Annotated in this window: 12 protein-coding genes; 7 read left to right on the top strand and 5 right to left on the bottom strand. The window is 28.1% G+C overall.

The window, feature by feature from the left end:
- Nucleotides 1-3: 3 nt before the first annotated feature.
- Nucleotides 4-1,350, bottom strand: coding sequence for an NAD(P)/FAD-dependent oxidoreductase (locus KI686_RS07045; RefSeq protein WP_237588566.1), 1,347 nt, complete (start codon nucleotides 1,348-1,350; stop codon nucleotides 4-6).
- Nucleotides 1,351-1,505: 155 nt separating this feature from the next.
- Here KI686_RS07045 and KI686_RS07040 point away from each other — a divergent pair, with 155 nt between their 5' ends.
- The 6 genes from KI686_RS07040 (at nucleotide 1,506) to KI686_RS07015 (ending at nucleotide 7,767) form a co-directional block, all read left to right on the top strand.
- Nucleotides 1,506-2,378: a hypothetical protein gene (locus tag KI686_RS07040; protein WP_237588565.1), complete on the top strand. Its 873-nt coding sequence runs from the start codon at nucleotides 1,506-1,508 to the stop codon at nucleotides 2,376-2,378.
- Between the two features lie 24 nt (nucleotides 2,379-2,402).
- Nucleotides 2,403-3,404, top strand: a complete 1,002-nt coding sequence (locus KI686_RS07035; RefSeq protein ID WP_237588564.1) for a glycoside hydrolase family 113 — start codon at nucleotides 2,403-2,405, stop codon at nucleotides 3,402-3,404.
- A gap of 79 nt (nucleotides 3,405-3,483) precedes the next feature.
- Nucleotides 3,484-4,317 carry a universal stress protein gene (locus tag KI686_RS07030; RefSeq protein ID WP_237588563.1) on the top strand — a complete coding sequence of 278 codons (834 nt, stop codon included), beginning with the start codon at nucleotides 3,484-3,486 and terminating at the stop codon, nucleotides 4,315-4,317.
- 8 nt (nucleotides 4,318-4,325) lie between these two features.
- Complete coding sequence (locus KI686_RS07025; RefSeq protein ID WP_237588562.1) at nucleotides 4,326-5,729, top strand: hypothetical protein; 1,404 nt, start codon at nucleotides 4,326-4,328, stop codon at nucleotides 5,727-5,729.
- Nucleotides 5,730-5,779: 50 nt separating this feature from the next.
- Nucleotides 5,780-7,003 (top strand): BamA/TamA family outer membrane protein, encoded by a 1,224-nt coding sequence (locus tag KI686_RS07020; protein ID WP_237588561.1) that lies wholly within the window; start codon nucleotides 5,780-5,782, stop codon nucleotides 7,001-7,003.
- Nucleotides 7,004-7,035: 32 nt separating this feature from the next.
- Complete coding sequence (locus KI686_RS07015; RefSeq protein ID WP_237588560.1) at nucleotides 7,036-7,767, top strand: metallophosphoesterase family protein; 732 nt, start codon at nucleotides 7,036-7,038, stop codon at nucleotides 7,765-7,767.
- Nucleotides 7,768-7,770: 3 nt separating this feature from the next.
- Here KI686_RS07015 and KI686_RS07010 read toward each other — a convergent pair whose 3' ends face one another.
- From KI686_RS07010 to KI686_RS06995, 4 genes are all read right to left on the bottom strand, one after another.
- Nucleotides 7,771-8,655, bottom strand: a complete 885-nt coding sequence (locus KI686_RS07010) for a sterol desaturase family protein (protein ID WP_237588559.1) — start codon at nucleotides 8,653-8,655, stop codon at nucleotides 7,771-7,773.
- A gap of 93 nt (nucleotides 8,656-8,748) precedes the next feature.
- A complete protein-coding gene (locus KI686_RS07005) occupies nucleotides 8,749-8,958 on the bottom strand; it encodes a heavy-metal-associated domain-containing protein (protein WP_237588558.1) in 210 nt (69 codons plus the stop codon).
- A 10-nt stretch (nucleotides 8,959-8,968) separates the two neighbouring features.
- Nucleotides 8,969-11,182, bottom strand: a complete 2,214-nt coding sequence (locus KI686_RS07000) for a heavy metal translocating P-type ATPase (RefSeq protein WP_237588557.1) — start codon at nucleotides 11,180-11,182, stop codon at nucleotides 8,969-8,971.
- 92 nt (nucleotides 11,183-11,274) lie between these two features.
- Nucleotides 11,275-11,844 carry a helix-turn-helix domain-containing protein gene (locus tag KI686_RS06995; RefSeq protein ID WP_237588556.1) on the bottom strand — a complete coding sequence of 190 codons (570 nt, stop codon included), beginning with the start codon at nucleotides 11,842-11,844 and terminating at the stop codon, nucleotides 11,275-11,277.
- A gap of 109 nt (nucleotides 11,845-11,953) precedes the next feature.
- Here KI686_RS06995 and KI686_RS06990 point away from each other — a divergent pair, with 109 nt between their 5' ends.
- Entirely contained in the window at nucleotides 11,954-12,661 is a 708-nt protein-coding gene (locus KI686_RS06990; RefSeq protein WP_237588555.1) for a GDSL-type esterase/lipase family protein, read from the top strand.
- Nucleotides 12,662-12,712 lie beyond the last annotated feature (51 nt).

Below are 12,712 nucleotides of genomic sequence, written 5' to 3'. Positions count from 1 at the left end.
TGATTAACGAGCAAAAATTCGTTTCCAACTTTTCTTTTTTAAAGTGATATTTGTATTATTTTCTTTATTGAATTTTGCTATAATTTCGGCTTCATGTAATTTAAAAAACTCGGGATCAAAATTAGCATCTGCCAAGTATTCTAAAACATGTTCTATCGGTTGATTTTCGGTTAACCATTTGTCAAAAATTTCATGACGCATTCTAATTCCGAATGTGTTTATTCCTAAAAATTTGTTGGTATTTTTATCAAAAGAAATGGTAATACATTTGTTGTCTGTTGGATGTTGCCATTGAAAATAAGCCTCATTTTCTTTTTTACTTCTCTCACTAAAAACCCAACCATAAGTTTGGTATTCTATGTCTAAAAATTTGGCAGAATTAAACCAATGTCCAGGTTTGTAAGCTGTTTTGTTACCGCAGATTGTTTGCGCAAGGGTTTCTCCCATCATTCTACCTGTATACCAAACAGCTTCTATATTTCTACGTTGCCCAATAGCTTCGTGTTGTTCTGCACAATCGCCAATGGCAAAAATATCTTTTATGTTAGTCTCTAAAAAACGATTTACTTTTACGCCTCTGCCCAATTCTATGCCAGATTCTTTTAAGAAATCTATATTTGGTGTTACACCAGCCGTTAAACCCACCACATTACATGCAATTTCTTCGCCAGTTTCTGCAATAATTATTGATTTTACACGTCCGTTTTCATCAGATTTAATTTCTTTTAAATTGGTGTTTAAACGTAAATCTATATGATGTTCTTTTATATGCTTGTTAATCATTTCAGATTCTTGAGCAGGTAAAACACCGTTCCAAAAACTAGTTTCTCTTACTAAAAAAGTAACCGGAATTTTTCTGCTTCTTAACATTTCTGCTAATTCTATACCAATTAATCCACCACCAACAATAACCGCTCTTTTACAAACATTATTATTAGGTGCATATTTTTCTAATTTTTCTAAATCTTGTTTATGATACATACCCATAACACCTTCTAAATCCTGGCCTGGCCAACCAAATTTATTAGGTTTAGAGCCTGTTGCAATAATTAATTGATCGTAAGAAATTGTAGAAGAATCTTTAAACGTAAGTTCTTTTTTATCTGTATTTACATCACTCACAAAACCTTGTTTAAGTTCTATGTTGTTTTTTTTCCAAAACCAGTTTTCATAAGGTTGTGTATGTTCAAACTTCATATGCCCCATGTACACATACATTAGTGCCGTTCTAGAAAAAAAGTATTTCGTTTCCGCAGAAATAATAGTTATTTTATTGTCAGAGTTTTTTCTGATGTGTCTAGCTGCAGTAACTCCAGAAATTCCGTTACCAATTATTACAATGTGTTTCATAAGTTGCTTAATTCTTGAATTTATGTCGAATTGAAAGTTAAGAACTTAAAAATAAAAATCAGTTTAGAATCATTTTAAATAGCGTTTTAAAAATTTTGTAAGTTGTTTAAAGTTCTGTAGACTGATGTGTTAATAAAAACATAATTACCTAGAATATGAGAACAAAATCACTTAAAATTATAGTAGCATTACTTTTTATTTTTAATCTACAATCTTATGCGCAAGAAGCAACGAGTGCAGATAAAAGTAATATTCAAACCTATACACCTTCTAAATTATTAAACAAAGGACAATGGGATATTAAATTTTTTAACAATTTATATACAGAGACAAAAGGAACTTATGATGGTGTAAAATCAGATAAAGACAGAGAAACTTATTTTACATCAACCTTAGATATTTTTACAGGAATTTCTGATAATAATAGATTAAATGTAGGTTTATTGTTAGAGTACAGATCTAATGTTATTAATAATAAAAGTGCCACTAGTGTTTTTGGTTTTAAAGATGATGTAAACTCTAGAAATGGTTTGTCTTCTTTTGCGCCTGCTTTAAAATGGCAACCTATAGAGAGTGTGGGTAATTTTTCTATTCAATCGGCATTTCATATTCCTATAATTTCTGATGAATCTGATGAAAATGGAGTGTATTTAGACCAAACAGCTTATACTTTTCAAAACAGATTTTTCTATGATTATACTTTGCCAAGTGGTAATTGGCAATTATTTACAGAGTTAAATACAGAATATAATTTTGGAGATGAAGACAGTTTTGCAAACAAAACATTTGTGTTAGCACCAGGTGTTTTTATGAGTTATTTTCCTACGGATAAATCTACTATTTTAGGTTTTGCTCAACATTACCAACGTTTTGGAGATTTTATGCAAGACTTTACATCTGTAGGATTTGGAGGGAAATATCAATTAAATAATACTTTAAATTTAGAGGTTTTGTACAGCAAATTTGTAAGAGGTAATGATACCGGTTTAGGACAAAGTTTTAACATTGGTTTAAGAGCTTTATTCTAGAAAAAGAATATTTTTAAGGAGATTATGAAAACACAAAAACTCCTTTTATTAGCACTTATCTTTTTACAAATATCTTGTAAAAGTCAAACCAAAAAAATTAACGGATTAAGTTTTGTTGCATCAAGAGATAAAATAGATACAACACATACAAACTCAGTTTTAAGGGCACAAAGCAATTACGTTGCATTGATGCCTTTTGGCTTTATAAGAGACTTGTCATTACCCAAAGTACAACACAATACAAGCAGACAATGGTTTGGCGAAACCAGAAGTGGTTTGCTACAATATGCAAAAGAATTTCAGAAAAACGATGTAAAAATTATGGTTAAGCCACAACTTTGGGTTGGCCGTGGTTATTTTACTGGTGATATAGAAATGGATACTGAAGAAAAATGGGATGTTTTAGAAAAATCGTACACAGATTTTATTTTAGCTTATGCAAAAGCAGCTAAAGAAATTAATGCAGATATCTTTTGTATTGGTACAGAATTAGAAGAATTTGTAATGAATCGTCCAGAATATTGGCAAAATCTAATCAAACAAATTAAAGAAATATACAAAGGGAAACTTACCTACGCAGCCAATTGGGATGAGTACAAAAGAGTGCCTTTTTGGAGCGAGATAGATTTTATAGGCATAGATGCTTATTTTCCTTTAAGTGAAAAAAAATCGCCAACAGTAGCAGATTTAGAAGCAGGTTGGAAACCGCATAAAAATGAAATTAAGGGAGTTCAACAAAAATATAACAAATCAATAATGTTTACAGAATTTGGTTATAGAAGTGTAGATTATACAGGTAAAAAACCTTGGGATGCAGCAAGAATAGAAGGTAATATAAATTTACAAGCTCAAGTAAACGGGTTACAAGCTATACACAATCAATTTTGGAGTGAAGATTGGTTTGCAGGTGGTTTTGTTTGGAAATGGTTTCATAGACATGATAGAGTTGGTGGGGTAGAAGACAACCGATTTACGCCACAAAATAAACCAGCAGAAGAATTAATTAGAAAATTATATAATCAATAATTTTTTTAAACATGATAAAAGTTCTTTATATTATAAAAAATGGGCCTTAAATTTGTAATTAATACTAAAATACTTTCTTATGAGAAACATAATTGTACCCATAGATTTTTCTAATTATTCTGAATTTGCACTTAAAACAGCTGCGTTATTAGCAAAAAAATACAATGCTACTTTATTTGCTTTGCACATGTTAGATATGCAAGATATGTTTTTAACAGAAAGTATTAGTTATCAACAAGAAAAAGCGGTTTTCTTTTTAAAATTAGCAGAAAAGAAGGTTAAAGATTTTTTAAAGAAAGACTATTTAACAGGTATAAAAGTGATTCCTATTATTAAAAATTATAAAATTTTTAGTGAAATAAATACTATTGTAGAAGAAGTACAGGCAGATTTAATTATAATGGGTTCTCATGGTACAAGTGGTGTAAAAGATTTTTTTATCGGTTCTAACACAGAAAAAGTAGTTAGATACTCAGATGCACCTGTTTTGGTTGTTAAAAATGAACTAGCAAATATAGATTTTTCTGATATTGTAGTAGCTACAGATTTTTCTAAAGAAAGTATACCTGCTTATAAAAACGTATTAAAAACATTAGATTGTTTAAATGCAAGAAAACAACTTCTTTACGTTAACTTACCAAACGAAAATTTTAAAACCACTGTAGAAATGGAAAAAATGGCAAGTAATTTCTTATTAGAAGCAGAAGGAAATGCAGACAGATTAATAAATGTTAATTATGTATGCGATAGATCTGTAGAAAAAGGAATCTTAAATTTTTCTAATGCAGTAGGTGCAGATTTAATTTCTGTAATAACACATGGTAGAAAAGGATTATCTCATATTTTTGCAGGTAGTATAGCAGAAGATGTTACAAATCATTCTACATTGCCAATTATTACGTTTAAAATTTAAAACTATAAATGACTACAAAAGCCTTTTTAGTAACTATTTTTGTTGCTTTTTTCTTTTTTTCTTGTGCAGAAGATAATGATATTACAGTACCTAGAAACCTACAAGAATATATAGAAGCTACCTCAGATGGTAATTTCGGAGAAGTAGTTGCATGCGCAGCAAGTGTAAGTTCTACAGAATCTTATATTTTTTATTATCCAGAAGAAGGTGCAACAGATATTAGATATTATGAGGCAGATAGTTTAAATGTAGATCCAACAGATTTTTCTAATTATAGAAGAAAAGTACTAACAAATTCTGATGTTTTTGGAGGCAAATTAGGTCAGTTTTATAGAGAAGATGAAGACGATAATTGGTGTTTAATAACTTATATGTTAAACGGAGAATTACATAAATCTAACACCATTCGTTTAAAAAATGCTTCTAACCCAACAGGTTGGACAGATGAGGTTACTATAGAATATCCAGAAACCCTAACGCCAAATTTTACATGGTCAGACTTTGGTATTACAGATAACGCTATTTATTTTCAAGTTATTTCAGAAACAGAAGATGATACCTTTGTTTCTGGTACTTATACAGAAGATAAGTTTTTTCAGTTTTACGATACCTCTAACGTTGTTTTTAATATAAACGAAGATAAATTACCAGAAGAAGATTTGGTAGAAGATACAGAGTATCTTTTTACAATGATGGGCGTAAGCGAAGATAATTGGGTTAATTTGGTAATTCAAGAGAATTTTATTCTTAAAAATTTGCAAGAATATTTAGATGAAAATACAGACAAAGCAATAGATACAACCATTGCTTTTGCAGCAAGTGATAATTCTGATAATAGTTTAACCTATGTGTATTATTATCCTTTAGTAGGTGCATCTGCATACAGATATTATGAAACCGATAACGTAAATGTAGATGAAACAGATTTATCTAACTACAGAAGAAAAGATTTGTCTGATGCAGCAGTTTATGGTGGTAAATTAAGACGTTATTTAAGAGATGATGATGATAACGAAGCTTGGTGTATTGTAACCTATGTTATTGGTGATGTTTTATATAAATCAGAACCTGTAAGAATTAAAAATCAAACAAGCCCAACAGAATGGTCTACAGATGTTACTATAGAATATCCGCAGACATTAATGCCGCAATTTACTTGGACAGACGGAACAGCAGAAGCAAGTGAACAATATTTTGAGATACTAACAGATAGTGATAACGAAGTACTTTCTGCAACTTTTACAACAGATAAAATGTTTCAATATTACAACGATTCTAATGTAACTTCTTTTATACATACAGATACGCCACCAACATTAATTTTTAGTGATGAGTATGATATTGATATTTTAGGTTTAAGCAGCGATAATTGGGTTAATATATTTATACAAGAAACATTTTTATCAGAATAGTGAGTTTTAAAAACCTTTTATTTCTTCTTTTATTATCGATTACATCACAAATGTTTTCGCAAGAAAAAATGATTGCAGATGTTAAGATTAAAGGACTTAAAAAAACAAAAACTTCTTTTGTAAAAAATCTAATAATAACAAAAAAAGGAAATGTTTTAGACTCTTTATCATTAGAAAAAGACATTATTACCTTAAAAAGATTGGCTTCTGTTAGTCATGCTTATTATCAAGTTTTTCATGCATATAAAAATAATTACAACGTTTTTATATACGTAGAAGAAAACTTTACAATTATACCAGATGTTAATTTGTGGACAACAACTAATCGGCAATTTTCATATAAATTAGGATTGTATGATTATAATTTTCTAGGAAGAAATATTGCTTTTGGTGGTTTTTATCAACATAATGGATTTGATTCTTACGGAATCAATTTTAAAGCACCCAATCTATTTTCTAAAAAATGGGGTTTATCACTAACACATCAAAACTGGAAAAGTGAAGAACCACTTTATTTTAGAGATAAAACCGCAAATTATCTTTACAATAATATTTCTTTTGAAGCCTTAGGGATTTATCAAATCAATCTTAAAAATCAATTAAATTTTGGTATAAATGTTTTTAATGAAAAATATCAATATTTATCCGGAATTACATCACCTTCTATTCCTCAATATTTAGATTTAGATAAGATGTTGTTTAAGATTGTTTACACTCATGATAATTTAAGTTACTATTATCAATATATAAATGGTTTTAAAAGTATTTTATACGCTCAGTTTGTAACATCAGAAAATGCTTTTCAGAATGATTTTTTTATCGCATGGAATGATTTTTTCTTTTATAAAACAATAGCAGAAAAAGCAACTTTTGCAAACAGATTGCGTGTAGGTTTTTCTACGAATGAAGAATCTCCTTTTGCTCCATTTACAATAGATAATAATATAAATATAAGAGGTGTTGGTATTTTGGTAGATAGAGGTACAGCAGTTGCTGTTTTAAATTCTGAATATAGAAAGACACTTTTTGATAAAAAATGGTTGGTAATACAATCTAACTTTTTTATTGATGGAGGAACATGGAGAAACCCAGGAGGAGAAATTAAAGATTTTGTTAAAAGAGATAATTTAAGAGTATACTCTGGTGTTGGTTTAAGATTTATTAGCAAAAAAATATACAATGCTACTTTTAGAATAGATTATGGTTTTAGAATTTTAGATAAGTTAGGGCAATCTAAAGGAGGTTTAGTTTTTGGTTTAGGTCAGTATTTTTAATTTAATTCCCTTAAAAAAAAATAAAAAATAAGATGAGAACTTTTGCTATTGGAGATATTCACGGAGGTTTAAAAGCTTTAATTCAGGTTTTAAATAAGTTAGAATTACAAGAAGAGGATAAGCTTATTTTTATGGGAGATTATGTAGATGGTTGGAGTGAATCTTCTTTAGTTATTAGATTGCTAATTCAGTTATCAGAAAATTTTGAATGTATTTTTATCAAAGGAAACCATGATGTTTGGTGTCAAAAATGGTTAAAAGATAAAAATAACGTAGATCCTACTTGGTATTTGCACGGAGGAAAAGAAACTTTAGAGAGTTATGATGGCCTTTCTGATGAAGAAAAAAAACAACATCTTAATTTTTTAGAAAACCTGCTTTTATATTATATAGATAAAGAAAATAGATTGTTTTTACACGCTGGTTTTACTTCGTCTCACGGTGTAAAAAGAGAGCGATTTAAAGAGAGTTTTTATTATGATAGATCTTTATGGGAAATGCTAGTTTCTATGGATACAAACTTAGATAAAGATTCTATTTTTTATCCAAAGAGAATACAACATTATAAAGAAATTTATATAGGTCATACCCCAACAACAAATTATAATGAGGCAAACCCAATGAATATTGCTAATGTTTGGAATGTAGATACAGGTGCGGCTTTTAAAGGTAAAATAACAGGATTAAATATTGATACAAAAGAGTTTGTGCAAAGTGATAATTTGCCAGATTTATATCCGAATGAAAAAGGAAGAAATAAGTAAACCTTATTTTTTTACCAAAGGATACATTTCTTGCTTTAAAAAGTCTTTAGGAAAATCTTCTTCGCCTTCAAAACCTAGCTCAATATCTCTACCATCGTAAGGTATATAATTTGTTTTAAAAATATAATCCCAAATGCTTAGGGTAATTCCAAAATTTACACCATTTTTTCTTTCTTTTGGTAATACTTTTACATGATGCCAAATGTGCATTTTGGGGTTGTTAAAAACATATTTTAACACACCATAATCCCAACCAATATTAGCATGATTTAAATGCCCGATAGTAATATTAAAAAAATGGACAAATGCTACATCTTGTGCAGAAAAACCTCCAATTATTGCTAACGGAATGTATTTTAAAGAGTTATAGACTACAGGTTCCATCCAATGATAGCGCAAGTGTGCTGCAAACCCCATTTCTTTTACAGAATGGTGTACTTTATGAAAATTCCATAAAAACTCAAAGGTGTGTAATAACCTGTGTGTCCACCATTGTACAAAATCTACTACAATAAAAAAGATAAAAATACGAGCGGCAAAAGGCAACTTGTTAATCTCTAATAATTCAAAATTAGATAAAGACAACCCAACGATACTTAAAATATCATTAAAAATTTCTGCAGCTGTATTAGATAAAGCAATTAATACAATTAAGTTTAATAAAAAGAAATTAAAAAACATGTAAAAAGTATCTAACCAAAAATCTTTTCGAAATAAAGATTGATTTTTTCGCCAAGGAAAAATAGCTTCTAAAGCCCAGACAATTAAAGAAATGATAATTAAACCGTAAAAATAATTTTCCCAATTTAACTCCATTAAAACAGATTGTTTTATATAGTTCCAATAACTAGTATATGAGTTTTTTATGATGTCTAAATATTTGTTCATATTACTACAAATTTACAGATGCTAAAACTATTTTTCTAATAAGTTTTTAAAGGATTAATTTTTAAAATGATAGTCGTATCATAATTTGGTTAATTACATTTCTGTAATTTTAAAACCAGCATTACTAACAGCGTTTAATATATCTTCTTTTTTATGATCATCTAAAGTAACTTCTAATATTTTATCTGGATGCTCTAAATCTACTTTCCAAAAATCTACGTTATCTAAATTGTTTAACACAGGTGTTATAGATTTAATGCAGCTATTGCAGTGTATGTTTGTTTTGTATTTTACAGTTATCATAATTTTATATTTATTTAATTGTTAAATTTTTTAATCGTAAGCTATTTGCAAGTACAGAAATAGAACTTAAAGACATGGCTGCACCCGCAATCATTGGGTTTAATAAAAAACCATTAATTGGGTAAAGTATTCCTGCGGCAATAGGTATGCTAATAATATTGTAAATAAAAGCCCAAAATAAATTTTGCTTAATGGTTTTTATAGTTGCTTTAGAAAGTTGAATTGCGTTAGAAATTTGATTTAAATCAGAATGCATTAAAGTAATACTAGCACTTTCTATAGCAATATCTGTTCCGTTAGCCATTGCAATACCAATATCTGCTTGTGCTAACGCATTAGAATCATTAATACCATCGCCAGCCATGGCAACTACTTTTCTTTGTTCTTGTAATTTTTTAACAAAAGATCCTTTTTCTAATGGAGTTACATTTGCTTTAAAATTGGTTATTTTAACCTTGTTAGCTATTGCTTGTGCTGTTTGTTGATTATCGCCAGTAAGCATATAAACTTTAATACCCATTTGCATTAAATTCTTAATAGCTAAAATAGAACTTTCTTTAACTTTATCTGCAACAGCTATTATACCAACAACTTTATTTTCTCTACTAATATAAACTACCGTTTTAGCTTCGTTTTTTAAATCACATGCTTTTTTTGATAAATTTTCTGGAATTATAATCTCATTTTTAAGCATTAAATTTTCATTTCCAATGTTGTAAAAAGTATTGTTATAGCTCGCTTTTGCACCTAAACCAGTAATGCTTTTAAAAGAGTTGATACTAATATTTTCTGTATTTTTTTCTTTTAAATATTGTACAATTGCATCTGCAACAGGATGCTCTGATTGAGATTCTATTGCTAAAACAATTTTTTCTAATTCTATAGTTGTTGATTCTTTATCCCAAATTAAATCGGTTACTTTAGGTTTTCCTTCTGTAATTGTACCTGTTTTATCTAGTATTAAAGTATCTATCTTATAAGCAGTTTCTAAAGCTTGTGCATCTTTAATTAAAATACCTTGTTGTGCACCTTTTCCTATACCAACCATTAATGCTGTTGGTGTTGCCAGCCCTAATGCACAAGGACATGCAATAATTAAAACCGTAATTGGGGTTACTAATGCATAAGTTAATAAAAGTTCTGGGGCTAGTAAGTACCAAGTAATAAATGTAATTATGGCAAGTGCTATAACTGTAGGAACAAATATTTTAGCAATTTTATCTGCTATTTTTTGAATATTAGGTTTGGTAGATTGAGCTTGTTCTACTAGTTTAATAATTTGAGAAAGTAATGTTTCATCACCAATTTTATTGGCAATAATCCTTAAAGACCCTTTTTGATTTATAGTACCTGCAAATACTTTGCTTCCTTTTATTTTTTCAACAGGAATCGGTTCTCCAGAAATCATACTTTCATCAATAAAAGAAGTTCCTTTTTTTACTTTTCCGTCTACAGGTATTTTATCTCCGGGTTTTATAATAATTAATTCTCCTAATATAATATCATTGTAAGAAATTGTTTTTTCTTCTCCATTTCTAATAACCGTTACTTTTTTAGGTTGTAAACTCATCAATTTTTTAATTGCAAATGAAGTTCTGCTTTTTGCTTTTTCTTCAAAAAAACGACCTAATAAAATTAAAGTGATAATAATAACAGCAGATTCGTAATAAACATGTGGTAATAAACCTTTGCTTAAAAAATAATTTGGGTTTACAGTATTAAATACACTAAATAAAAAAGCAATACCTGTACTTAATGCTACAAGTGTATCCATATTTGTAGAAAACTGTAGCAATCTTTTCCATGCAATTTTGTAAAATTCTGCACCACTATAAAAAATAACAGGAAGCGAAAGTATTAACAAAACATAATTTTGATATGGAATTATGTCTTTTAAAAACATAGAAATTATAAAAACAGGAATTGCAAATACACTAGCAAAAATTAATTTATACTTAAGTGCAGCTAATCGTTTTTCTTCTAAGTTTTTAAAATTTTTTATAGAATCTTCGTTGGTATTAACCATTAATGTAAAACCAATTTCTTTTACTTTTTTAGAAATAACATCGGTGTTGATGTCATTTTTATTGTAAGAAATATTTAAAGATTTGTTAGGGTAATTTACAGCAACATCTATAACTCCTTTTTGTGTTTTTAAATGAGATTCTATACTAACTGCACAAGAAGCGCAAGTCATGCCTATTATTTTATATTGTTCTTTCATGCCGTACAATGTTTTACCAATACAAAAGTAAATAGACTCTTATAATTAAGTGTTACAAGATTATGTGGTTTTGTTATAGAATTTTGAAACGATTAAATAGTGTCTAAAAATTGATGATTTGGCCCCTTTGTTTTTTTAAACTGTGTAGGGGTTAAGCCTGTTTCTTTTTTAAATTGATTAGAAAGATGTGCAACGCTGCTATAATCCATTTGAAAAGCAATTTCCGACAGCGTCAATTCGTTATAAAACAAAAGTTCTTTTACGTGTTCTATTTTTTGTTTTACAATAAAACGTTCTATAGTTATACCTTCTACAGAAGAAAAAAGTTTACTAAGAAATGTATAATCATAGTGTAATTTCTCTGAAATATAATCAGAAAAATTAATGGTTAAAGATTTTTTAGTATGATGTATTTGCTTAATAATTAAAGATTTAATTTGCGCAATAATTTTTTCGTTTTTATCTAAAAGTAGTTCAAAGCCTTTTTCCTTTAGTTGTTTACTTAATTTTGACTTTAAGGTGTTATCTATTTTAGAATCGCTTTCTAATTTACCTAATTGCAGTTTTACTACAGAAATATTTAAATTATCGCAAATTTCTTTAACCGCGTCTATACAACGCGGGCAAACCATATTTTTTATATAAATGATATTAGAACTCATAATAGATAAATATAAAGCTTATTTTAATGTTTTAAAATTAAGTTTGATAAAAGAAAACGTTTTTTATCTATATTGTTTTTATATTCTATAAAATTACAGATACTTTAAAATGATTAAAATATTAATTACTATAAATGTTTTACTATTATTATTTATAGCTTATGTTATTTATAAAAAAGGAGGCCTTCGCTTTTTAAAGAATAGACTTATCTTATTAAAAAATATATCGAAACAACAAGGATATAATAATTGGCATTATCAAGCAAGAAAAAATATTTTTGAAAATATGCCATGTCAAGAAAATAGTATTGTTTTTTTAGGTGATAGTATAACTGAGTTTTGTAATTGGAACGAACTTTTTAATAAGCAAAATATTAAAAATAGAGGGATTAGTGGAGATGTAATAAAAGGTGTTATCAATCGATTAGATGAAATTATTGCCTCTAAACCCAAAAAAATATTTTTAATGATTGGTACAAACGATTTAGGAAATAGAAGAAATAAACATCAAATTATATCAGATTACCAAAAATTAATTGATACCATAATTACAAAAACACCCAAAACAGCACTATATGTACAAAGTATTTTACCAACTAAAAATAGTTTGAATAGAGACAATAATGTTATTATGGCCATAAATAGAGAACTAGAAAAGTTAGCCGAAAAGAAAAATCTAATTTATATCAATCTTTTTGATGTTTTTAAAACAGCCAATAATCAATTAGATATGAGTTTGTCTTATGATGGATTGCATTTAAACGGAAAAGGATATCTGCTTTGGAAAGAGGCGATAAAAAAATATATAGAAGATTAAGTTTTTTAAGACCGAACAAAGCTTAATTATAAAAAGATGTTGTTCGGTCTT

The organism is Polaribacter sargassicola, from assembly GCF_021991835.1.
Lineage (GTDB): Bacteria > Bacteroidota > Bacteroidia > Flavobacteriales > Flavobacteriaceae > Polaribacter > Polaribacter sargassicola.
The sequence above is the reverse complement of the archived record's forward strand: the minus strand, read 5'-3'. Positions and strand labels throughout refer to the sequence as shown.